This window comes from Bradyrhizobium sp. USDA3010 (assembly GCF_056429065.1).
In genome coordinates this window covers 1-24,982 of record NZ_JBWJZD010000063.1, presented here as the reverse complement: position 1 = coordinate 24,982, position 24,982 = coordinate 1, and the positions used below count along the sequence as shown (strand labels likewise).

Genomic DNA, 24,982 nt, shown 5'->3' with positions numbered 1-24,982 from the left:
CGGTTGGCTCGGCGCTGACCGGCGCGCACGGCTCGCTGACACTCAATGCCGACGGCAGCTACAGCTATGCCGTCAACAATAGTGACACGGCAGTGCAGGCGCTCAACGTCGGCGGCACGCTGACCGATACCTTTACCTATACGGTCAAGGATCCGGGCAACCTCACCGACACGGCACAGCTCGTTATCACCATCAACGGCGCCAACGACGCGCCGGTGGGTGTGGATGACATCGGCTCGGCCACCGAGGCGGGTGGCACGGGCAATGGCACCGCCGGCTCGAACGCCACCGGCAACGTGCTGACCAATGATACCGACGTCGACAACACCACGGCATCGCTGGCGGTCTCGGCGATCCGCACCGGCACGGAAGCCGGCTCGGGTACCTCCGGCACGGTTGGCTCGGCGCTGACCGGCGCGCACGGCTCGCTGACACTCAATGCCGACGGCAGCTACAGCTATGCCGTCAACAATAGTGACACGGCAGTGCAGGCGCTCAACGTCGGCGGCACGCTGACCGACACCTTTACCTATACGGTCAAGGATCCGGGCAACCTCACCGACACGGCACAGCTCGTTATCACCATCAACGGCGCCAACGACGCGCCCGTGGCAGCAAACGACTCAGCAACCACTACCCAGAATGTGCCAGTTCAGATTTTCGTGCTGGCCAACGACACCGACGTTGATAGCAGCAATTTGTCGCCAGTTATCGCCACCGGCCCGACGAAGGGCGTGGTGGTAGTAAACGCCGATGGTTCCGTTACCTATACCCCAAATGTCGGCGCCACAGGCTCTGATTCGTTCACCTATCGAACTAGCGATGGATCGGCAACCTCGAACCTTGCAACTGTAAACCTGACGATTAACGCGGCACCGCCGCCGACGACGTCGGGCACTTTGATCGTCTCGAAAAACGCCAACGTTGCCTGGTCGATCTCTCACCTAATGGCGAGCGATTCCGACTCGACCAACGATACTGCGTCAATCGTCAGCGCTCGTATCCAAGACGCCAATGGTGGATTCCTCAGCAATGCGAGCATTTCAGGCGATAATCTTTCCTTTGTAGCGCCTAACCAATCAGCAAATGATTTTCTGTCAATTACGCTAAGCAATGGAAAGGTTCTTGTTTGGCAGCTAGTGGTCGATAACACCTCGAACAGCACAGACATTGACACATCGTTCCCAACAGTTAGTGGATCGTACATAGCCTCGTATCTCGAGGCCCCCAGCGGCAGCGGCAAATTCATGTCTGGCGGAACGGAAAGTGGGCATGGGGGCTATGATGTGTTCGTGGCTGGATCTGGCGGCAACACGCTGACTGGCCGCAGCAATGGTGATCTGCTTATTGGTGGCACCGGTGCCGATACTTTCGTGATCAATACAGGGGATTCCGCTGTAACCATTGGGGGAACGGGAAACAACGGCACCATTTCGACAACTTACGACGTTATCACCAACTTCTCTACGAGCGCGGACTTCCTTGATTTGCAAGGCTCGCCCTCTCTTTCAGCAGTCACTTTCCCCAGCGCCGGAAGTAACGATTCCACGTTGACGATCGCTGGTGCGACGGTGAAGTCGCACTCCATAACGAACGGCATCATTACGTTCGATACCTCATCGGAGACGTTTACTTCTGCGACTAGCTTGGACGGAACTGACACCTCGCGTGTCGCGGCCGCGGTTCAATATTTGCAGAACAATGACATCGGAAATGCTGGCGCGACGGTGGCGTTCACCGCGACTATCAATGGGGTGGCCCACACTTATGTTTACGAACAAGTGGGCAACACTCAAAACGCCGCAAACGACATCCTGGTCGACCTTTCAGGTGTAACCCTGACCAGCGGCGGCACCAGTCTGCAAACACTGATCACAAACGCACATGTTAAGCCGGCGGGCGTTGCCGGAGAACCCATCAATCTGGCTCTCGCTAATCCTTCGGCAGACCCCAGCGACCTGATCACCGTCACTATCAGTGGCGTTCCGTCTGGTTGGAGCTTGAACGCGGGGACGAACAATGGCGACGGTACCTGGACGGTGCAAACGAGTGATGTGGGGTCGCTGTTGGTTACCTCGGTAACCGACTTCGCGGGTGCAGTTGTCCTTAACGTTGCCGAAACTTGGACGGGGTCGGATGGCAACAATGGGGCTAAGTTTGTCTACGACAATGTCGAAGCCTACCGGCCGGGCTCGCCGATTTTCGCTTGGTCTGGGGATGACGCTCTGACAGGTTCGACCGGCCACGACACGTTCGTGTTCTCGCAGCCGATCGGCAACGACGTGGTGCACAGTTTCGAGGTGTCCTCCGACGTCATCGACCTAATAAGCTACGGCTGGCAGAGCTTCGCGGACGTCCAGGCCCACACCGCCGACGACGCGAGCGGCAATGCCGTGATCACGTTGGCCGACGGCCAGACAATCACCCTCGATGGCGTGCATGCGGCGGACTTGACCGCGGCCAACTTCGAGTTCGACGTGACGCCAACGGTCGAAAATCCAGGCGCGATGACGATCGGCGACGGCGCGATGCTGCCGCTATCGGGCGTCATCCACAACACCGGCACGATCGAGCTGCAGGCGTCCGGCGACGACACGCTGCTGCAACTGATCCAGAGCGGGATTACGCTCAACGGCGGCGGCCACGTGGTTCTGTCCGACGATGACCACAACGTCATCGCCGGCACGGCCTCGAACGTGACGCTCGACAACGTCGACAACGTGATCTCCGGCGCGGGCCAGATCGGGCAGGGCAGCCTCATGCTGAGCAACGAGGGCATCATCGATGCCACTGGCACCCATGCCCTGGTGATCGATACCGGCGCCAACGTGATCGCAAATGCTGGCACGCTGGAGGCGACTGGCACGGGCGGGCTGGTCATCGACAGCGCTCTCGCCAACAGCGGACTGATCTGGGCCAATGGCGGGTCCGTCACCGCCGTTGGCGAGGTTACCGGCAGTGGCAACGCCCTGATCAGCGGGGCAGGCACCATCGAGTTTGGGGCAGCCTCGGTGGCAGGCGTCACCTTCGACACGACAGCCGCTGGCCACCTGATCCTGGACGATGCCTTCCACTTCTCCGGCATGGTGAGCGGCCTCGATGGCAATGACGACATCGCCATCAAGGGCATCGGCTTCGGCGCTGGTACGACCTTGACATTTACCGAGAACCAGGCGGGAACCGGCGGCACCCTGTCGGTGTCGGATGGCGTCCATACGGCCAACATCGTCCTGCTCGGTCAATACGATCCGAATGGCTTTGCCGAGAAGGCCGACACCACGAACGGCACGGTGATCACCTATGATCCGCACCACATCGCCTGAGAGGCGTGAATTTACGGGCAAGGGAAATGATCGGGAGAGAAGCCGAACCCGTAAGTTTACCCTCCTGCCTTTTTGCGTCGACAGCAGCTTTGGCGCGGCCGCCGGCTATGCTAAGCAGGATGGATTGGATGATTGAATAACTTGGACCTTTTGGCTGCCGCCTATTGGCTGCCACTCATCATTTTTAGGGGATGGCTCCGGCCAGGTTCTGCGTGAGGACCCTTCGTAAGAGAGCGGACGAATTCTGGCAGGCGCTGCAACCCTGCCGGGGCTATTTTGTGACTGCAGCGATATTCAGCCTGGCCATTAACCTTCTCTACCTGGCGGGCCCGCTGTACATGCTGCAGGTCTATGACCGCGTGATCTCGAGCGCCAGCGAGATCACGCTGCTGATGCTGACCCTCGCGCTGTTGCTGGCGTTCATGGCGCTTGCGGGTCTCGACGCGGTCCGCGCACGCGTGCTGACACGCACCAGCATTCGCTTAGATCGGATGATCGCGCCGCGGGTGATGACCGCTATCATCGAGCATTCGGCAAAAATCGGCGGCGCGCGAAGCCAGCTGCTGCGCGATTTTGATACATTTCGCCAGTTCATCACCGGGTCTGGAATTCACGCTGTCTTCGATCTACCGTGGTCGCCGATCTACATCGCGGTGATCTTTTGCCTGCACCCGTTCCTGGGCGCTTTTGCGCTGGGGTGCTCGATTACCCTAGTTCTGATGGCCTTTCTCAACGAATTGATCGTCAAACCTCCGCTCTCCGAATCCAGCGAGGCGGCAAATCGAAATTACAGTTTTACGGAGATGAGCCTGCGCAACACCGAAGTGGTGCGTGCCATGGGGATGACCGCGGGCCTTCTGAATCGCTGGAGTAAGGACCGCGACCGAATGCTGGAGCGCCAGGTCGCCGCGAGCGATCGCGCGGCGACGATGCAGAGCATGATCCGTTTCCTGCGACTGTCGATGCAATCGTTGATCCTCGGTCTCGGTGCCTATCTCGTGATCGAGCGCATGACCACCGCCGGTGCCATGTTCGCCGCCAGCATCCTGCTTGGCCGCGCGTTGCAGCCGATTGAACAGATCGTCGGATCCTGGCGCAGCCTCATCTCCGCCCGCGGTGCATTCCTGCGGGTGCGCGAGCTATTGGCTGCTAATCCACCGCATCAATCAGGGCTGACGCTGCCGCGACCCGAGGGCCGTCTTTCTGTCGAAGCGCTGTCCTACGCCGCGCCTGGAACGTCGAAGCCCATTCTGCGCGGCGTGACCTTGCAGATCGAACCGGGCGAGGTGCTGGGGGTTATCGGCCCCTCGGGCGCCGGCAAGTCGACGCTGGCGCGCCATATCGTTGGCGTTCAGGTCCCATCCGCGGGTGCGGTCCGTCTTGATGGATCCGATGTTTCGACCTGGATCAGGTCGTCGCTCGGTCAGCATGTTGGCTACCTTCCGCAGGATATCGAGCTGTTTGCCGACAGTATCGCCGCCAATATCTGCCGGTTCGATCGAAAAAAGGACAGCGAGATCATTGCGGCGGCGAAAATGGCCGGTGTGCACGAGATGATCCTGCGGCTGCCCGAGGGTTATGATACGCAGGTCGGGGAGGGCGGCGCAATTCTGTCCGGAGGCATTCGCCAGCGCATCGCCCTTGCTCGTGCGGTTTACGGCAATCCGAGCCTCGTTGTACTCGATGAGCCAAGCTCGAACCTCGATTCGGAAGGGGATGCCGCGCTTTCAGAGTGCATCATGGAGCTAAAAAAGCGCGGAACCACCGTGGTGATCATTTCGCATCGGCCGGCCACCATCGGCGTAGTGGATAAAGTCTTGGTGTTGCGTGAGGGCGTCGCCGAGATGTTCGGACCCCGCCACGAAATCCTCTCGCGTCTCACGCGGCCCGTGCCGGTTCCGGCGGTTCGAGGAGCGGCTGGTTAGGAAAAATCATGGCATTGCTTGATGTCCCAGACTTATCGATGCGCCCCGCCGCCCCACGCGGGACAAAGCGCACGAACCAGGACAGCGCGCCAAGCGACTCCATTCGCGAGGTTGCTTTGGCAGGATGGCTGATCATCGCCATCTTTTTCGGCGGTATCGGGACCTGGGCGGTGACCGCGCCGCTCAACGGCGCGGTGGTTGCGAACGCGGTCGTGAAGGTCGATGGCAACCGCAAGAGCCTCCAGCACCTCGATGGCGGGATCGTCAAGGAATTGCATGTGAGGGAAGGTGACAGGGTGCTCGCAGGCGACCTGTTGATCGTGCTGGACGAGACACAGGCCCGCGCGGAGCACGACGTGCTAACTCAGCAATATGCCGTGCTTCGTGCGACAGAAGTCCGACTGCTGACCGAGCTTGATCATGGCTCCCAACTTGTCATGCCGCCGGATCTCAAGGCGCGCTCTGACGATCCCTATTTCAAGAGCGTCTGGAACGGGCAGCTCAGTCAGTTTGAGACCCGCCGGGCGTCGCTCGAAGGGCAACGAAGCGTCGTCCGCGAGAAGATCAATCAGCTGGGGTCCCAGATCGTTGGCGCGGAAGCGCAGGTGAAGTCGTACACCAACCAGATCGACTCAGTCCGCAAGGAGGCCAAGGACGTCGCTCCGCTCGTCGAGCGAGGGCTAATCGCCCGTCCACGCATCCTGCAGCTGGAGCGGACCGCGTACGGCCTCGAGGGCCAGATCGCCGATGCAAACGCCAGCATCGCCAAGGCGCGCCAGGCGATTGCGGAACAGGAACAGCAGATCGCGCAGTTCGACAACGACCGGATGACCGATGTCACCAAGGACTTGCGCGACACCCAAGCCAAGCTGCTGGAGGTTATCCCGAAGGCGATGAACGCCAAGGCGGTGCTGGGCCGAATGGAAATTCGTGCGCCCTATACCGGACGCGTGGTTGGCCTTAGCGTGTTTTCGATGGGAGGCGTGATCCAACGCGGCGACAAGATCCTGGACATCGTACCTGATGAGGATTCGCTGACGATCGAAGCGCAGGTGGCGGTCGAAGATATCAGCGACGTCCATCCGGACACGCGCGCCGAAGTTCACCTGACGGCCTACAAGCAGCGCATCGTTCCAATCATTCACGGCGACGTCATTCAGATCTCGGCGGACCGTTTGACGGATCCCAAGACCAACAACCCCTACTACACGGCCTTCGTTCGGATCGACCAGAACGAATTGGCCGCCATGCCCAACATCCGCCTCTACCCGGGGATGCCGGCAACCGTGATGATCCCAACGGTCCAGCGAACCGCTTTTGATTACATCGTGGGGCCGCTGGTGATGTCGTTCAATCACGCGTTCCGGCAGAAGTGAGTCTTGGACCGATCCCTTGAGGCCAGTCTGGTTCGCTGGCGCCCAATTGTTTTGAAGTCGCTGTTGCACCTTCGCCACCAATAACGCTGCTGTGCAGGTCTATGCTGCTCCCTGCAACAGGGCGCTCTCATGTATGACGTATATTTGGGTGGGAAAAACGATCTGCTGGTGATCCGGCGTGGGCTTCCCATCCCTTCGAAGTTGGGCGGAAGCTGGCGCAAAAAGAAGCGCACCGTGTGATCGGTGAGCAAAAGTATTCGGGAGGACGTCGAAAAGCGTGGCTACCACTGGCGCAAGCTGGCCAGTCGGGTTCGGTGAGACAGCTACGTTGAAGAGCACGTTCTGCTCTAACGCTCGCCTTAAGGCTCTGGTTACCGTTTTCGGCCAGCATTCGCTATTGTAGGTAGGTCGCGATCAGCGACAGCGAAGTTTCGATCCAATGTGAAACTCTGACAGCCCGGTTGGCGGTCTCTTTCGTAGGCGGCCCATTATGATCAAGGGCTTTGCAATAGCCGCATTGGCGGTGTTGGGAGCATCGCAGGTAGATCAGTATGTCACGCATGGTCGGTACACCGACGCGACGCTGGCCATGCTGAGGCAGATTAGGAACTCATTTCGCATTTGAAAACGCCCGGCGCGCCAATACACGCAGCAGCTCCAGCCTCTCTGCCTGTTCGAGCGAACATTCAGGTCCAGAAGCTTCATTCGCAGCTCCTCGACGAGGAACGCAGCAGGCAATCCGCGGCGCCGGTGGGCGCGAGCAAGCCGCCGCTGCCGATCACGCAGTAGCGACAATCGATGAGCGCCATCATCGCTGCCATACTGGACTAATGCAACGCGACAGATCGATCCCTGGCCTGCTGGATGCCACCGGCAAGCGCCCTTGCGTATAGCTCGCGTGCCTTCGTCACATCGCCGCGTGTTCCGTAGGTCTTCCACTTGGAAAGAACGAGGGGGTCATATGTCTCCGCGAGCATGAAGCTCGCCTGTGCGTTACCCGTCTCGACAGCGTGTTCGAGCACGATCCGCGCTGCACCGATATCCCCCTGGCCGAGCAGGGTGCTGGCGCGCGCCAGCAACCTGGCCGCTTCGGGACCACCTTGCGCCTCGGCGACCGCTGGCTGCCCGGTCGGAGCCACCGTCGCGACTTGAGTCAGCGTGGGTTCGCGGACCGGTACCGGTGCCTGGGCCCTGTCGCGCTGCTTCTTCAGAGACTGTCGCAGCTCCGCGGTCGCGCTCTCAGCAGCCACCTTGAGCTGCTTGAGCTGCGCCGCTTCGTCACTCGCCCTGCGCGCCAGCGCGGCCTGCCTCTCGATGTCCTGCTGCGCCCTCGCGAGCTCGCTCGTCAGTGCCTCGGTCCTGTCGTGCTCTTTCTGCAGAGACTGTCGCAACTCTGCGGTCGCGCTCTCGGCGGCCTTCTTCTCCTGCGTAGCCTCGTCGCCCGCCTTGCTTGATACCGCCACCTGCGTCTCTAGGTCCCGCCGCACCCTCGCAAGCTCGCCAGTCAGTGCCTCGGCCCTGTCGTGCTCCGTCTGCAGAGACTGTCGCAGCTCCTCCATCCTGCTTTCCGCGGCCTGACTAAGCTGCGTCGCCTGATCGCGTCCCAAGTTGGCCTGCGCTATCTGCATCTCAATGATCTGCTGCGCCCTTGCCAGTTCATTCGCTAGTGCCTCTGCGCGGCGCAGCTCGACTTCAGAAGACAGTGGCGCTTCAAGTTGCAATGCCTCCGCACCTTGTTTGCCCTGTGCAGTATCCGCCGGTGCTTGTGAAATCGCCCGGTCGGCTTGCTGAGGAAGAGCCGGATCCCGCGCCGATGAATTGGCTATTTGCAGGTCCTCTCTTGCGGCCTGGGTCTCTTGCTTGACGGCCTCCACGCCACCTGTGCCAGGCCTGACGCTATCCTGCTCACCAACGTATCGCGTCACATGGGTGACGAGCTCTGGGTGGAAATACCAGCCGACGAGCGACGCCCCGACCATCACTGCGGCGATCGAGGAGATGGCGCGCCGCGCGGTCGGTCCGCGCTGCTGTTTGCTCTGCGCGGCCCGCGCTTCAACCAGGACGTCTGTGACCGGGTCCGCGTTCGTAACCAGACGAGTTAATTCCGTCACCCTCGCGCGTTCGGCCAGGCCCGAGGGGAAACAAAAGGAGCGGGGCGTTGGCGACGTCTGGGGGGCGATCGATCCAGTTTCCTTTGGCGGAATAAATTCATCTTGCAGAATAAATTCATCACCTTCCTCGGGAAGGTGCATCATTTGCCAATGCGTCGCCGTGATCTCGCTTGGCTCGCCATTTTTCTTAATCCACCCGTGCCCCTCAGCCGACCACTGAGCAGATTCGAAGCTTCCACTTTCGTCATCCTCAAGAATGACGAATGTCCCATCCTTTGGAACGGTGTCGATCGGGTGGCGCATGTAAAAGACGCCTATTTGAAACGGCCATCCAATTACTTTGCGAATGCATAAATTCTACTCCGCCCTATTAAAGGCCTCAAGAGAATAGTCATTTAGGTCTTCGGCTGGTCCGACTGGAGCATGGCGGCGGCAACGTACCAGGCTGCGCGCGCGCCGCGGTCGTAGGCCGAACTTGTCCGCCACAGCGGTCATTCACAGGCGGCTGAAGGATGGTTCCGGTCAAACCCGTATTTTTGCGGGTCAAGGTTAACTGCCGTGCCAAAGCAGATCACCGTCTGTGCGCGTGGACGCCCTGTGACTGCGGTCCCGCCAGAGCTCTTTCGGCGTCAGCTAGATTAGAGGGTATGCTGCTAACGCGATTTCTAACTTGCCCTGTCCCTTAGAAGCACAGGGAAATTTTCTCGCAAGCCGGTAGTGGTGGGCGAGCGGAGGGTTTACCGGCTACGGTCTAATGGAGCCATTGTAGCAAAGCAGTTCTCCTGGGTATTTCCTATGAACGCCATGGAACACATCATAGTTGGATACGTTTCGCTGAAAGATCGCCGGGCGCTCGAAGAGATCGTGGACCAACGCGAGCGACTATTGAATGAGACCCGGATGCGCAGCGTCCCGGGCTTCAGCCCTCGCCAAGGGTCGAATAAGCCGCACCCATCGCTCGGCGCCAACGGATAAAAAGAGTATCATCAGGAAAAATAGAATGAACTGGTGCCGATATAGGAAATGTCTGTGAACGTAGCCGTGGTTCACCATGACGACGAACCAAACCGATGATACCGCTGCGCCCACACACCACACCATGGTCCACTTTGTACGAATCTTCGTCAGCTGTGGATTTTGAGTCGCCAGGCGTCCGATCGAAAGGACTAGCGTCACTACGACCCACCAAGGACCGAGCGAAAGTCCGAGGAAGCGGAAAGTGCCCCACTCGGCCTGAATCTGAAAGTCCGGCACGATCGGTGACAGACTAAGCGGATGCAGTCCCACGAAATAGGACATGAAGTTGAGTAGCATCACCATCGAGTATAGACCTGCCTGATCGAACAGAGCGATGCCGGCTCGATGTGCGGCCGAACTCCGAAAGTCATTCAAAGCGGCCGAGAAGGATCCCCAGTATGCCCATACTTCTATAAAATGTAGCCCGTGTGCGGCCGCGAAACCGCCGCTAGCCAGCAAGGTGCGTGTTAAGGCAAGTTTCCAACGCGGCCGATAATCCGGGTCGATCCGCGGCATCGCCAGTTCGACGGCCAACGGAGTCAACCCGACCAAAAAAAAATAATCGAAAGTAAGCCAGCCTTGGAGAAATCCGAGCAGTGCGAATGACCAGGCGCCAGTTCCCAAACCAATTGCGAGTGCCAGTTCGATCATTAGTAATGCGCCTGCGTAACCCTGGGCATGCAGTCCAACGAACCCGTCCCAGACCGTCGGCGTGATAGCGCAGGCCCCCATCACCAGCCAGCCGACGGCCGTCCCGAACCGTCGACGTACAGAAAGGCCGAGACAGGTTATTGCCACCCATCCGATCGTGATGGGAAGAAGTCTAAGGTGGGAAACCGGCGTGGCGCCAAAAACCCGCGCTGCAGCATAAGCAAGATATTCCGGACCGGGTGGGTAATGTGTGTAAACACCTTCGCTGGAGACGCCATACGCGCTGACGTCCTTTTCAGCCGCAAAGCCGTCCTCCGGGTACATGCCAGGATAATAGACTGTGCCCAATCCAGAGTGACTCGCTAAACCGTCCTCTAGGAAGTGACGCAATTCCCGCAGAACATTGGCCTCGGAATATTGGTCGACATACGACAGGCGGTCACCCCAGCCGGCGACAAGCCATAGGCAAATGATAGGTCCCACTGCGCAAAGTGTCAGAAAACACAGGCCGGATGTCACGCGATGGCTGTGACTCACGCTCATTCGGCGCTGACCCGCACCGCACGAACTCTCTTTTCAGAGGGCCCCAAGGTCCAGCCGAGTGCTGGGCGTATGCGGTGCGGCTCAAGCGAGGGGACCGGCCTAGAGTTGTTAGTTAAGCCTTGGAAGGCTAGCGCCATGCAATCCCGGGAACCATTACAAGGCGGCGTTTCGTTCACGTGAATGCAAGGCGAGCACGGCAGACGGACATACTCAACACGTTCCAGTATGCCCAATCGGCGGAGCCGGGTGGCCGGATCGGTCGGACCGAAGGCTGAAACCGTGGGCACTCCCAGCGACCGCGCCATATGCAGCAGCATCGAGTCGATGCCGTAGTAGAGAGAGGCGTGCGCGATCACGTGGGCTGACTGCGCAATACTGAGACGCCCGCAAAGATTCCGGCCGCGCCCCATGACCGCAATGATTGCCTCGGCCTCGGCGCCGTCAGCAGTGGCACCGAGAAAGACGATGTCGTGGGTGGCGAGTTCGACATCTCCCAGCAGTCGACCCCACTCTTCGGGCCGCAGCTTCCGTTCAACGCCGAAATCGGAACAGCCGTGGCCGACAGCGATATATGGTGCGGGCGGTGGAGTGCCCTCTGGCTGCGCGGTCCTCATGACTTGGTCCCTGAACCTGGAATTAAACCCGGTCACCCCCACGGTGTCGATGCCAAACCAACTCGCAAGAAGATCATAAAACAGATAGACCGGGCCATGAACGTTGAAAAACGTCATGTGCGTATAAAATCCGCGCCGCCAAAACACGATCTCATCCACAAACCCAATGCGGTTTCGGACCATCGACAATACGCTGAAAACCGTGGTGAGGCGGGAGTGAACTTCGAGGTCTATGAGATGATCGGTTCTCCGCCCCATTCGCCAGAGCACGATGAGAGAGGTCTTGACCAGCTTGACTAAAGATGAGTCATCGATCGTCCAATACTCATCGAACCAGTCCAGCCCCCGAGCCACGTTGATCACGGCGGGCGTTCCGACCAAATAAAAGCTGTCAGATGGAAAGCGCTGGCGGATCTCGTTCATCGACGGCATGGCCAGAAACAGGCTACCTGCCCCGACCATTTTTATTACCACGCAACCGCGCCGGCGGCTGGTTGAATGGTCTCGCCGCAAGAGCAGTCCCAAACAACGTACCGGCAAATATAGCAGAGCTAGCAAAAACCCGCCGAGCCAATAGTCGATCCTACGCTTGTTTTGGAAGGTCATGACGATGGCTCCTCGATTCTCGGTGCTTCAACCGCCGCGATTCGTTGCTCAGCCTCCGGGCAATAAGACCGCGCAAATTAAGAATCTTGCGCGGGGTGATCTCGGTTTTTTCGCTCGTTCTCCAGCAGAGTCGTTTCGATTGTATAACGAGGTCGACGCTTGGTTTCGTGATAGATCTTTCCTATGTATTCGCCCAAGATACCGAGACAAATCATTTGAACGCCGCAGATCAAATAGATTGGGATAACGGTAGAAGCCCAGCCAGGAACAACGACCGAGAAGAAGGCTGCCAAAAGCGCCCAGGCTCCCATCAGGAAGGAGAAGAAGGAGACGACAAAGCCGACCCCCGTGATGAGGCGGAGCGGCATTGTGGAAAACGAAGTCACGCCGTTTAGCGCTAGAGCGATCATCTTTCGCAAGGAATATTTAGAGCTGCCGGCAAATCGGGGCGCTCGGTCATAACTTACGACCACAGCTTTGAAGCCTATCTCCATAATGAGCGCACGAAGAAATAGATTTGACTCGCCGTATTGCCGGAGCGCTTCGATAGCGCGCCGGCTAAGTAGGCGATAGTCGCCGTGATTGTAGGTTATCTCGATCTTCATCCAGTGAAGGCAGCGATAGTATATTTGGGCGGTGATGCGTTTGAATGCATTGTCAGTTGTTCGGGTTCTTCGAACCGCGAGCACGACGTCCGCTCCTGCCGCGTTCGCTTGAACCATTTCAGTGATCAGTTCCGGATCGTCTTGCAAGTCTGCATCAATCGAAATGACAATGTCGCCAGTTGCTGAGAGCAGGCCGGCGAGCAGGGCGTTTTGGTGTCCTCGATTGTGCGAAAGCTTGAGGCCGAGAAAGCAGCGAGCTTTTCGATGCAATTCCTCGATCGTTGGCCAAGTCCGATCGCTCGATCCGTCGTCAACGAACAGCAAGTGGCTATCCTCTCCAACCATGCGCGCACTGATCATGCGTTGAAGTTGTGCTGCTATCCGCTTAGCGGTTTCGGGAAGGACTTCCTGCTCATTGTAGCAGGGGATGACAACGCTCAATGTTGGAGGGAGGAAATTGCCCATTTGAAAGGATGCTCCCTGGTAGGGTTGAGCATAGGTAGGACCACGGTCCTAGTGTCCACATAGTGAAAAAAATAATTGCCTCTAATAATAGTGCGTGAAAACGGCTGTGGTTGGAAGAGTGGACATCGGGCGACACCCGAAGATGGCTAACGAGCTCCGGCCGTCTAAGGGCGCGGCTCGACGACATCTACGCCTGGCGCAAAACGCGTTAAGGTTTACGTGCCCTCGCCGAATACTGCGCGCCAAGGGCAAACCAGCTGAGATGCTTTTCAAGCGGGCGCAGGGCGGCAAGTGCCCGAGGGAAGAAAAGATGATAGCAGCGCCCGGACGAAACCCAACCAGCGTCATCCATCGATCGTATTAAAGTCCTGGCGGGAATGAGCTTTGCATTCTCATCAAACGGGCACGAGTTTACTGCCCTCACGGTCAACGGATTAAATGGATTGTGCTCAAAGACTACCAACATTCCTCCAGGCCGGGTGACCCGAAGCATCTCAGCTAGCCAGTGGCGGTGATCTTCTTGCGCAATATGATGGAAGACACAGGCCGAGAACGCAACGTCGAACGAATTGGTATCGAGCGGAATGTCATTGCCCGTCACGAGGGCAAAGCGTTCCTCGCCGGGGAAACGTTTTTGGCTCAACTCTATACTTCGTGACGAGGCATCGGCGCAGGTTAGCAAGGCGTTGGGAAAATGCTTCCTGAAAAAAGGGATCGAGTTCCCGATGCCTGACCCAAAGTCCAAAATGCTTGCGGGTGCGGCCGGCAGGTCGGCTACGAAGTTAGCCAATTGCCTGATCTTATATTCAGCGAAAAACTCAGGAGTCTCGCCTGTAACGGCAACATTTCGTCGGTGCTGGCTCTCATATTCGTCGGCGAATCGATCGAACTCAGCATCGTTCATTTGGTTAATATTGCATGGTTTGCATGGTTCGACAATCGGATGGGGTGGGAACGACTTGGCAAATAATCAGTGGTCGTTCGGCGACGTCAATCGTTATTAGCAAGCAACATAGTTTACAAGCAATAGTTGGGGCTGCCACAGTCATTTCGAGACACCGGATCTCAGTAGGTTCGCTGTTTGTTATTTCGGTCGCAGCCGTACTTTCAGTTCAGATCTCTGAGATGATCGACTACGTCAATCATCTCGCTGATATACACCTGCTTGTTGATGCTGATACGGCCCGCCCGAGCCCGGCCTAGGAAGTCGATTGGCACCTCAAGCCAAACCGTGCGATGGATATCATCGTTCCAATGTTGGCGCGGTTCGTCGACGGCGAAACTGCTGCTCGTCTCTTCCTGTTTGCAGCCAGAGTTTTAAGCTAGTGGTGGGCGGCGCGATAGCATTGGAGCTGAGGCTGGTGGACAACCTCAGCTCTTAGGGTCTCGTCGCCTGATCGCGCTCTACAGCCGTTTCTTTGGGGCTGATGAACTTTGAGCTCTAATGTGGCGTCGCTCTATGAGCTATCCCCTCTTTGAGTCGCTGTCGCATGGCTTCCCCTTCGTCTGAACGAAGAGCAGGGTCGTCAACGCCGATTCAAGGGCTGTCCGCTCTGATTCCGGGTACCAGCGCGACGCCGCGATCACAGAATCGTTGAGCGTCATCAGGGCTTTTGAGTCGGACTGATTCGGTACATCGTGAATAGCTTTCCGCCAGTAAGTTCCTCAATCCGACCGGGCAGCGGGTTCTCGATGCGCGGTCCCACCAGATAGAGATAGTCAAACTCGCTCGTCCAATGGCGCAGGAAGCGTGGCACGCGTGGGTCGTCCGTGCCAGTTGCAAGGGCCACAAGTGTTGAGAGCGGGACGGGGTTGAGGTCGAAAACCTCGGTGATCGCCTGGTTTCGGTATTTTTTGATAACATTGATCGAAGTTATCCCTGGCAGCGCGACCGTCGTCACCATTGCCTTGGCCGACACGGCGAGAGTTGGGGCGTGATCCATCGGCCATTGAAACAATCCTACCGGTCCATCGGTGCTGCGCCCGACCAGCACGCGAGATGGTCGGTCGATCAATGTGAACGATGCTTTCGTTTTTGCGTAATCATCTTGATAGTTCAGCCACACGGCCGAAGTGACGGCGACGGTAATGAGCGCGATGCCGACTGGAACGACCATCGCCAAAGCAGCAGCACGCCGCGTCATTGAGGTCGTTGTGTAAGCCGGAAGGATCAGCAGGGCGGCAATCGGCACGCGGAAATCGATATAGGCGATCCCGAACAGGCGGAAGGGCGTCGCAAGAAATAACAGCGCGAAGCCGCCCGCGAGCCAGAAACCCGAGCGGCCCAACGACAGTCTCCGGGTACGGAACAGAATGTAGCAGAGCACGATCAACGCAGCGGTCTCAGTAGCGGCTAGCTCCGCGCTGTAGCCGTTGAGGGTTCCGAAGATCGACATGAACTTCGAGGCAATCTTCCAGTCGGTTGGACCGTTTCCTACATGAGTGGGTGACGCGAGTAAGATCGCAAAAACCCCAAGCATTGGCGCGCCCAAGATGGCGAGCTGTACGATGCCAAAGCGCCGCCAGTTGAACCGCGAGAGTTCAAGAAAACCGAGCGTTGCCGCGTAGAGTCCCAGTGCGAATAGATGCGCAACATAGAGCACCGTGACGAAAAGTGTATGCGCGATCAGTTGCACAGCGACCGTGCGACCACGCATGAATTCCCAAACAGCCAGCCCCCATAGTGCGACGCCAAGGCCAAACTGGAAATTGAGGAATCCCCAGGCGAAGGGAAAGGAATACAGCAACATCACTGCAGCGAGCCCCGAGATTTCATGCCGCCGCTTCACTGCCAGTTCGAGCGCGATCGCGCCGCTCACGATCAGAAGTTGGCACGCAATCAGGAAGACTTTGCTGGCCGCTTCGACGCCGATAATTCGCGCAAGCGGCGGAACAAGAAGGTCCATGGCGAGGTTGGAGTAGGATGTTATACTAACCTCATAGAAAGGGTTGGCATCTGGCGTGCCCGCTGCAGCGAGCACATACATGCGCGCAACGTGGTTCGGATAATCCACCATCGCCGGAAGAGCGACTAACAGCACTGGACAGATCGCGACGACAACAATTGCGGCGACGCAGAAGCTAATCGGGAGAGAGCTTCGTTGGTGAGGCGCAACCACAGCTAGTCCGGACTCGCTCTAAATGCGCAAGAATCAACCCGCTGACGATCCAGATTGAATTAATCATCTAAAAGCCCTGTCCTGTCTACCATTTCCGCAGCATCAATTTTCCTGTGCGGTAGCTGTGCCGACGTTCGGCCGTGTGATTGGATCGCCGGAGATGCGTTCTCGCTTCACATCGGAAATGCTGGAGGTTAACCACAAGATCTGCGATCCAACTGCCGCCGATGCAATCGAGGCGATGCATTGCTTCCAGCCGCGGCTGAGGCGGCCCGATCACCTTCGGATCGCGCACGTCGATCTTGTGGTTTCGTCCCTGTCGCTGGCCCGGATCGACGCCTTGCGTCTTTCACAGGAGCGATGACAACCTTGGCGAAGCTGCTATCAGGCCAGGTTTGTCGGGCCCAAATGGCTCACAAAAAACTACGACGCATTGCATGAATAGGCGCGACGCCGCGATCACAGAATCGTTGAGCGTCATCAGGGCTTTTGAGTCGGACTGATCCGGTACATCGTGAATAGCTTTCCGCCAGTAAGTTCCTCAATCCGACCGGGCAGCGGGTTCTCGATGCGCGGTCCCACCAGATAGAGATAGTCAAACTCGCTCGTCCAATGGCGCAAGAAGCGTGGCACGCGTGGGTCGTCCGTGCCGGTTGCAAGGGCCACAAGTCTTGAGAGCGGGACGGGGTTGAGGTCGAAAACCTCGGCGATCGCCTGGTTTTGGTATTCTTTGACAACATTGATCGAAGTTATCCCTGGCAGCGCGACCGTCGTCACCATCGCCTTGGCCGACACGGCGAGAGTTGGGGCGTGATCCATCGGCCATTGAAGCAATTCTACCGGTCCATCGGTGCTGTGACCGACCAGAATGCGAGACGGACGATCGAGCAGTGTGAACGAATCTTTGATTTTTGCGTAATCATCTTGATAGCTGAGCCAGACGGCGGTAGTGACCGCTACGTTGATCAGCGCGATGCTAATCGGAGCAATGACCGCTAGGGTCGCAGCACGCCCCGTCATCGAGATCATCGTGTAAGCCGGAAGGATCAGCAGGGCGGCAATCGGCACGCGGAAATCGACACCGGCGACGCCGAACAGCCGGTAGGGGGTCACAAGAAATAACAGCGCGAAGCCGCCCGCGAGCCAGAAACCCGAGCGGCCCAACGACAGTCTCCGGGTACGGAACAGAATGTAGCAGAGCACGATCAACGCGGTGGCTTCAACAACCGGTAGTTTCGTGCTGTAGCCGTTGAGGGTTCCGAAGATCGACATGAACTTCGAGCCAATGATCCACTCGGTTGGGCCGTTTCCTACATGAGTGGGTGACGCGAGTAAGATCGCAAAAACCCCAAGCATTGGCGCGCCCAAGATGGCGAGCTGTACGATGCCAAAGCGCCGCCAGTTGAACCGCGAGAGTTCAAGAAAACCGAGCGTTGCCGCGTAGAGTCCCAGTGCGAATAGATGCGCAACATAGAGCACCGTGACGAAAAGTGTATGCGCGATCAGTTGCACAGCGACCGTGCGACCACGCATGAATTCCCAAACAGCCAGTCCCCATAGTGCGACGCCAAGGCCAAACTGGAAATTGAGGAATCCCCAGGCGAAGGGAAAGGAATACAGCAACATCACTGCAGCGAGCCCCGAGATTTCATGCCGCCGCTTCACTGCCAGTTCGAGCGCGATCGCGCCGCTCACGATCAGAAGTTGGCACGCAATCAGGAAGACTTTGCTGGCCGCTTCGACGCCGATAATTCGCGCAAGCGGCGGAACAAGAAGGTCCATGGCGAGGTTGGAGTAGGATGTTATACTAACCTCATAGAAAGGGTTGGCATCTGGCGTGCCCGCTGCAGCGAGCACATACATGCGCGCAACGTGGTTCGGATAATCCACCATCGCCGGAAGAGCGACTAACAGCACTGGACAGATCGCGACGACAACAATTGCGGCGACGCAGAAGCTAATCGGGAGAGGCGCACCAACAGTTGGCTTGGGACTCGATTTAAAAGCGGAAGATTGAACGCGCTGACAATCCCGGATTGAAATAATCATCTAAAAGCCCCATCGTGCCTGCCATTTCCTGCGTTGCGGACATGCACCACAGCGGTCTCATCTGAGTAGACGCGCTGCCAGCCGTCGAGACGATCAAGCAGACCTGCTGCTGGTGTTGCCGGCATCAAAAGCACTGCATCAATCTCGTACTCTTTGAGCATGCCTAGGAACTGGCTCACGTCTTTAAGCTGCAGCGCTCGGAAATAGGCCATAACGAATTGTTCGCCGTATAACTCGGCCCGGCTGTCGATGAAGACCGGCATCCGTTGTGAGATCAGGTACCCACCGAACGGATAGTCGTTGAGAACGCGCTTGGCACCTCTGAGTTTGAGCACGTCGACGGCAGCCGCAGGCGAATGAATGAGCGGCGGCGAAAACCTGTGATTGGCTGCAAACACCCATGTCGACACACCGAGAGCGGCGATTAGTATCGCGGCTGGCACAGTTGAGAAGATCATCTTGCCGGTTCGATCCGATTGCATGCCGAATTGCGATGACACAGGCGTCAGCAACACAAGCGGCAGCAGACAGGCGAAGATATCGACGTTTCGAGCGTGGGAGAGGGCCATGTGAAACAACCCCAGCACCAAAAGGATTCGTGGCGGCGAAAGCTTTAGGCCGAAATAAAGCGAACCCGCCATCAAGGCCAATATAGAGCCTTCGAATATGCTGAAGCGGCTGAAATCCGCCGAGCTCCATTCGGAAATCAGATTGAGCAGCTCGCCGAGTGCTAGAATTTTGCGCGCCGCGAGAATCGACCCCCACCCGTAAGGGGTCGCGCAACAGGCGGCAAATGCGCAGGCACCAAAAACGATCCAACGCAGCGCCAATGGTCGTCGCTGCGAAACCTCCCCATTCCACAAGGCGTCAAATGCGATCGGCACGATCAGCGCGAGCCCGAAAACAAATCCTCCATGAAGGTTTGCCCAGAGCGCCAATAGTGGCAAAAGCCAAAATGACGGTGGTTCGCGTCTCTCGCTTGCAGCCATGAGCCCACTTACCCAGGCAAGCATGACAGGCAACGCAAGCACATGCGGGCGGGCGAGAAAGTGAGACGCGGAAACTGCCAAAGCCACCAGCGCAATGATGATTGCATGGATCGAGCGAATGCGCCGGCCGAGAATGAAGGCGAGAAAGGCGAACGTTCCGGCGATACAGCTCGCAGCGAGAATGATCGGCCCGGACCAGCCGCCTATCTCAAAACTGCTGGCATAGAGAACTTGCGCCAGCCAGGAAGTTGAGATCCACGGTTCGCCTGCTTTCGTAAAGGAATAAGTATCGACGTGCGGAAAGGTGGTGTGGTCAAGGATCCATTTCCCCACCGCGATTTGCCAATGGGTATCGGAATCGTTCAGAAGAGCATTGCCGTTGACCAACAGGAGCGCGTACACACCGGCCCCCAGCCAAAACCATGCCGGAAGGATGAAGCCTGCCTTTGCCGATGCGAATATGGGCCTCTGGACGATCATAGCGCGCCTATCTCCGGACCTATGTCCAACAAAACGTGTGATGATTCCGTCGGTCCTCGAGGCCAAAGAAGTTTTCTTAAAATAGCTTCGCAATATGGCGGCGCCGGCGCTCGCGCCGCACAATCGTTGAGGTTAGGCGGAGTACCGCAAGTATCCGACTCGCTATACAATCAAGTTTGGGCATTCTGCCCGGTTTCGCGTCCTAGTCTAGTTCTCATTGTAACAACGTAAAATTGCGTCCGGAAGCGCTAGCAGGCAAGGCACAGCGTAGCGCCAAGCAATTCCTCCGTTCAAAAAATACTTCGAAAGGCACAGGTACGGAGGCCGAAAATGATGAGCATAGAGATCGAGCACAGAATCAATCGGCTGCCAGACTACGATCAGGTAATTTTGGACGACGCCGTCTCTTTGGAGCAATGGGCTGCCCGACAATTTTGCCTGGTGGGACGCGTGAGCACTGCGTTGCTCGGAGCAGTACCAGCCAGGACGACTGATAATGAAAGCTGATCGCGAAGCAGATGTTGATCAAGCCAGCAAGCCGCGCGTCGCCGCTCCTTATTTAGGTCGCGGCCGCTACGACGAGCGCCGCGGCCTTCTTAAGCTAATTGCGATTATAGGTTGCATAATCGGCTTATACGGCTGGCTAAGGTTCGTGATGGCGTTTGATCATAACGGGCCGTTTGGGCAGCGCTACATCAGCCCCGGTATTGACTACATGGTATATTGGCGCGCCGCTCGGGCGGCGATGGCGGGGGACTTCGCGCTACTGGCCGATCCGGTCGCGTTCACGGCTCAGATTAGCGAGCAATTCCACGCCTGGCTGAGCCGTCCCCTCCCACTGTTTCCGTGGATGTATCCACCGCATTTTCTGCTCATTCTGATACCATTCGCAGTCCTGCCGTTCGCCGTCTCATACGCAGCGTTTCAGCTGGGGAGCTTTGCCTTGGCTGTCGCCGCCGGTTGTTGCTGGGCGGGCTCCTCCAGGCGTTGGGCGCTGTGGGCGCTTGGTCTCGCTCTGTCGCCAGCCGCGTCGATGAACGTGATCGCCGGTCAAAACGCGTTTCTGACGCTCGCGCTGCTGGTGGGCGGTATGGGCTTGCTCGGCCGTAGCGATTTTACGGCGGGGCTCATCCTGGGGTTGTTAAGCTACAAGCCGCAATTCGCCATCATGGTCGCGGTGGCTTTGCTGGCAGCGCGTCACTGGCGTGCGCTAGCAGGTGCCATAGTGTCCGCGTCGTTCGCGATCGTGCTCAGTGCCGCCACATTCGGCTTCGCCCCGTGGCGGAACTGGCTAGGCCATACTCTGCCCGGTGCCCTAATGGGTGGAGCAGGCGATCTAGCATGGTCGAATGCGGGGAGGGTGTGGGGCCTGAGTGTTTGGGCCTGCGCGACAGCGCTGGGTGCGCCGGACTGGCTCGCCAATGCGGCGCAAAGCGCGGCAATCCTTCTGGCTTTAGTTTGCACATGGGCCGGTTTTCGTGGCGCGTTAGGGCGCGACCGGCGCATCGCAGTGCTGCTAATTGCGACGTTGATCGCGGCTCCACACGTTTCGCCCTATGACCTGGTTTTGCTCGCCGCTGTTGTGCTGCTGCTATATCGCGGCATGCTCGATGGAACGGCGATCATTCCGGGTTCGTCGTTGTTGCTGCTCCCCTGGTCCGCACCACTCGTAGAAGTGCCTCGCTTGTCTTTCTTTGGATTTGGTGTGCCGGTCGTAATGGTTTGCATGCTGTTTGTCCTGCTGCGCCCTGCCGCGCCACAAGCGAGGAATTGAGGTTTTCAGCTGATGCCACATTTGCCAAAGGCGGCCGACTTTCGCCGGTTGTTTCCTCAAGCGAGGTCGTCGTCGCTTAGTCGATCAAATAGTCGAGTGGACCCGATCCATGCGGATCACGTGGCCGTCGCACATCATGCGGGCTTGAAAGCCAGCTTTCGAAAAGTAGCCCAATAGGGCCTTCGAGCGAAATTGATGATGTCCAGCGACGGCGACAGTCAAAACCGCGTAGGCGTGAGAGGCGGACCCTTTATGCCAGAGGAACTGATTGATCAACGAAGTCTGCTCCTCGTCGGTTTGCTATTTGCAGCCTCGGTGGTTCCGGTGCTGTCGGTCGACACTCCTGCTATGATCGATTATGTAAACCACCTCGCCCGAATGCATCTTCTTGTGGATGCTGCTGCGGGCCATCGGAACCCGGCTTACGAAATAGACTGGCGGCTCTATCCGAATCTCGCCGTCGACCTCATTGTCCCAATGGCGGCGCGGTTCGTAAGCGTCGAGACGGCCGCTCGCCTTTTCCTGCTGGTAAGCCAAACGTTGGTGGTTAGTGGCGCGATAGCGTTGGAATTGAAGGTTCGTGGGCGACATCAACTGTCGGGCTTCGCCGCACTGGTCGCGCTTTACAGTTTGCCGTTTCTTTGGGGGCTGCTGAACTGGGAATTCGGTTGTGGCGTAGCGCTATGGGCCATCGTATTTTGGATCCGCTTTCGCAGAGGACCTTGGTTTTCTCTGGTCGGATTACATACCTGCTTTTTCATCATATTGTTCTTCGCTCACATGTTCGCGCTCGGCGTCTACGGGTTGACGATCGGCTGCTACGAAGCGAGCCAAGTTCGCGGATATCGTCAGGCCGCGCGAACCTTTGTTGCAATGGCGTTTCCAGCGATCGCGGCTTACCTGTTTCTGATGTGGTCGGGCGGTAGGCCTGAGCAGCCAGTATTTACGTGGTGGTTCGGACTGAAGCTGATGTGGCCATTGCTGGTCATGAACTGCTACAACATATTTCTTTCGATCGCACTTGGGATTTCGATTGCCGGGCTGTTGGTATTCCTGGCGTACAACCGCATACTGGGCATGACCCGACCAGCCGTTTTTATCGGATCCGGGTTTCTCGTTGCGTACCTGTTGATGCCGGCCCGTCTGTTCGGCGGCGCATACGCTGACGTTCGTCTAATTCCAGCAATAATGCTAATCCTGCCGGCGTTTTTGACGGTGCACTGGCCGTCAGTCGCTGTTCGATCAGTGGCCGCGCTCGTGACTGTAAGCATCATACTCATCAATGCAGCAACCGTAGCCTCGATTTGGGCCGCTTACCGTTCTGACTACGCCGAGATTATCGCGTCGTTTCGGCTACTTCGTGCCAATTCAACAATTCTGGTCGCGCGCAGCGATGTTGAAGTCGGCCGTATGAATGCGCCGATGTTCTACGCCCCAACCTTGGCTGTACACTATGCAACTGCGTTCGTGCCATCGCTATACACGCTGTCTGGTCAGCAACCCGTCAGGAAATCGGCTTCGAAATCGGCATTCGAGATCGAAGACGCGCTTGATTACCTGCCAACAACGATTTCGCAGTTGAACAGCGACTCGGCGGGCGGAACGGTCCCGTCGCATGTTCGCGCCTGGCGCACCAATTACGATTACCTCTACATTGTCGGAGATTTGCCCGCCAGCATCCCGGACCGCTTAACCAGTATGATGCACGGCCGTCGGTTTACTCTTTATGCGATAGGAAGATAGCGATAGCCGAACGTTGCGCATTTGACTGCGGCTTGAAATTCGAACTGATCTTACCGATGCCCTGCGGTAAGCCTGGAAATCATGGTCGTGTCGACGCCTCTTGCCGTGTCGTCATCAGGAAACCTGAGAGATTCCGCTCGTGTCTATGTAAAAAAAGCCGGCACGGAGCACCGCCGAAACAACGCTCCAGACCCGATGATCGAATGCGCAGATTCCAGGGAGGTGATAGTGCAACGCTCATTTGACCTTGACGGCCCGCACCTCACGCCTCGGGGGGCCGAGGACTTCCCGGTCGGTTGCGCGCCGCACCTGCAACATCGTCGGGACTTGGCCGGTTCACGCGCGAACCACTTCAATTATATGACGCATTGCTACAATATGGTCGCAGGTCCGCGCAAATGCGGAGGAGCGAGGAGGGGCAATGAGGCATCTCGAAGATTCGGCTAGGTCCGACAGCGGGTATGCCGTCACCCCCGGCACGGTGAGCGAGAAGCCTGAAAGACTGCGCCCCAGCGACCAAGACGTTGAGCGATCCAGATGGTTCATATTTGTGCTTCTGGTCGCGGTTCTCTTGCTCTTGTATATTGTGTTCCTGCCTGCTGACAGGCTTCTATTGGATCCGGATCTGTATTGGCACATAGCAACTGGGCGCAGGATTTGGGAAGGCGGGTCGTTTCCTCAAGTCGACGAATTCTCGCATACGTTTCGTGGGCATCCCTGGATAGCGAGAGACTGGTTGGCCGATCTGATCTTTTTCGGCGCATACAGTCTTTCAGGTTTCCGTGGAGTTGCCATGATTACCGGCGGCTCGGTAGCGCTCGGCTACGGGCTGCTTTTCCTAATGCTCGCCCGCACCATGCGCTTCACGGTTGCAATCGGCGTGGCTACAGTGGCGCTTGCGCTGTCGGTCAGCCACTTGCACGCTCGCCCCCAGATATTTTGCGATGGGCTGATGGTGGTCTGGGTCGCGGCGCTGGTGAGAGCTGTCGACGCCAAGATTTCGCCGAGCTTGATGCTGCTTCCGGTCATTACCGTGTGGGCGAACTTCCATGCCAGCTTTTTGGCGGGGCTTGCCCTGACGATCGCGCTGGCTGCAGAAACGGTATTCGAATCCCCAGGAAGCGAGCGTCTCCTAGTAGCCCGACGATGGGCTGTCTTTTTTGTCGCCGCGGTCGGCGCTGCGTGCGTGACGCCATACGGCGCGCGCCCGTTCCTGATGGACTTTCAACTCATCGGGGCACATGAAGTCAAACCTTATATCAATGAGTGGCGAGCCGTAAGCTTCGACACAGCGCCGACTACACTCTTCGCTGTTCTCGCGCTCCTATTTTTAGCTCTTCTGAACGGGGTTAAGGTTCGATTTTGTAGACTGACAATATTGTTGTCGATCGCAGCATATATGCTCACGGCAGTAAGATTCATCTTCTTGTTCAATATAGTTGCGCCCCTTCTACTTGCCGCCCCACTAACCCGTCTTATTCATCAGCGGCTTGTTGAGAGGCTGGCGAGCGTGGCGTAAGCCGCTGAGGTGGCGTAGGATTCGGTTGCTGACACCCACCCTCCGCGCATCCGGGCCGCCACACTCGCCATGA

General features: G+C 57.7%; 15 protein-coding genes. 7 read left to right on the top strand and 8 right to left on the bottom strand.

The window, feature by feature from the left end:
- The 3 genes from AC066Y_RS40625 to AC066Y_RS40615 form a co-directional block, all read left to right on the top strand.
- The coding region (locus AC066Y_RS40625) for a beta strand repeat-containing protein (protein WP_478278746.1) at nt 1–3,323 on the top strand (3,323 nt) is incomplete at its 5' end.
- Between the two features lie 191 nt (nt 3,324–3,514).
- Complete coding sequence (locus tag AC066Y_RS40620; RefSeq protein ID WP_478278745.1) at nt 3,515–5,248, top strand: type I secretion system permease/ATPase; 1,734 nt, start codon at nt 3,515–3,517, stop codon at nt 5,246–5,248.
- Between the two features lie 8 nt (nt 5,249–5,256).
- Nucleotides 5,257–6,624, top strand: a complete 1,368-nt coding sequence (locus AC066Y_RS40615; protein WP_478278744.1) for an HlyD family type I secretion periplasmic adaptor subunit — start codon at nt 5,257–5,259, stop codon at nt 6,622–6,624.
- Nucleotides 6,625–7,451: 827 nt separating this feature from the next.
- Here AC066Y_RS40615 and AC066Y_RS40610 read toward each other — a convergent pair.
- From AC066Y_RS40610 to AC066Y_RS40585, 6 genes are all read right to left on the bottom strand, one after another.
- A complete protein-coding gene (locus tag AC066Y_RS40610) occupies nt 7,452–9,038 on the bottom strand; it encodes a hypothetical protein (RefSeq protein ID WP_478278743.1) in 1,587 nt (528 codons plus the stop codon).
- A 579-nt stretch (nt 9,039–9,617) separates the two neighbouring features.
- A complete protein-coding gene (locus AC066Y_RS40605) occupies nt 9,618–10,946 on the bottom strand; it encodes a hypothetical protein (RefSeq protein WP_478278742.1) in 1,329 nt (442 codons plus the stop codon).
- Nucleotides 10,943–12,166, bottom strand: coding sequence for a glycosyltransferase family 9 protein (locus AC066Y_RS40600; protein ID WP_478278741.1), 1,224 nt, complete (start codon nt 12,164–12,166; stop codon nt 10,943–10,945). Before AC066Y_RS40600 ends, AC066Y_RS40605 begins: the two co-directional genes overlap by 4 nt.
- Before the next feature lie 77 nt (nt 12,167–12,243).
- On the bottom strand, nt 12,244–13,236 hold the full coding sequence (locus AC066Y_RS40595) for a glycosyltransferase family 2 protein (protein WP_478278740.1): 993 nt from the start codon (nt 13,234–13,236) through the stop codon (nt 12,244–12,246).
- Between the two features lie 208 nt (nt 13,237–13,444).
- Nucleotides 13,445–14,140 (bottom strand): class I SAM-dependent methyltransferase, encoded by a 696-nt coding sequence (locus AC066Y_RS40590; RefSeq protein ID WP_478278739.1) that lies wholly within the window; start codon nt 14,138–14,140, stop codon nt 13,445–13,447.
- 700 nt (nt 14,141–14,840) lie between these two features.
- Nucleotides 14,841–16,277 carry a hypothetical protein gene (locus tag AC066Y_RS40585; RefSeq protein ID WP_478278738.1) on the bottom strand — a complete coding sequence of 479 codons (1,437 nt, stop codon included), beginning with the start codon at nt 16,275–16,277 and terminating at the stop codon, nt 14,841–14,843.
- A 202-nt stretch (nt 16,278–16,479) separates the two neighbouring features.
- Between AC066Y_RS40585 and AC066Y_RS40580 the strand changes: the two genes are divergently transcribed.
- A complete protein-coding gene (locus tag AC066Y_RS40580) occupies nt 16,480–16,719 on the top strand; it encodes a hypothetical protein (protein WP_478278737.1) in 240 nt (79 codons plus the stop codon).
- A 116-nt stretch (nt 16,720–16,835) separates the two neighbouring features.
- Here AC066Y_RS40580 and AC066Y_RS40575 read toward each other — a convergent pair whose 3' ends face one another.
- Both AC066Y_RS40575 and AC066Y_RS40570 read right to left on the bottom strand, forming a co-directional pair.
- Entirely contained in the window at nt 16,836–18,404 is a 1,569-nt protein-coding gene (locus AC066Y_RS40575; protein WP_478278736.1) for a hypothetical protein, read from the bottom strand.
- Complete coding sequence (locus AC066Y_RS40570; protein ID WP_478278735.1) at nt 18,401–19,873, bottom strand: hypothetical protein; 1,473 nt, start codon at nt 19,871–19,873, stop codon at nt 18,401–18,403. The genes AC066Y_RS40575 and AC066Y_RS40570 overlap by 4 nt, the downstream gene beginning before the upstream one ends.
- A gap of 496 nt (nt 19,874–20,369) precedes the next feature.
- Here AC066Y_RS40570 and AC066Y_RS40565 point away from each other — a divergent pair, with 496 nt between their 5' ends.
- From AC066Y_RS40565 to AC066Y_RS40555, 3 genes are all read left to right on the top strand, one after another.
- A complete protein-coding gene (locus AC066Y_RS40565; RefSeq protein ID WP_478278734.1) occupies nt 20,370–21,647 on the top strand; it encodes a glycosyltransferase family 87 protein in 1,278 nt (425 codons plus the stop codon).
- A 195-nt stretch (nt 21,648–21,842) separates the two neighbouring features.
- Complete coding sequence (locus AC066Y_RS40560; RefSeq protein ID WP_478278733.1) at nt 21,843–23,390, top strand: hypothetical protein; 1,548 nt, start codon at nt 21,843–21,845, stop codon at nt 23,388–23,390.
- A 421-nt stretch (nt 23,391–23,811) separates the two neighbouring features.
- On the top strand, nt 23,812–24,909 hold the full coding sequence (locus AC066Y_RS40555; RefSeq protein WP_478278732.1) for a hypothetical protein: 1,098 nt from the start codon (nt 23,812–23,814) through the stop codon (nt 24,907–24,909).
- Nucleotides 24,910–24,982: the final 73 nt, after the last annotated feature.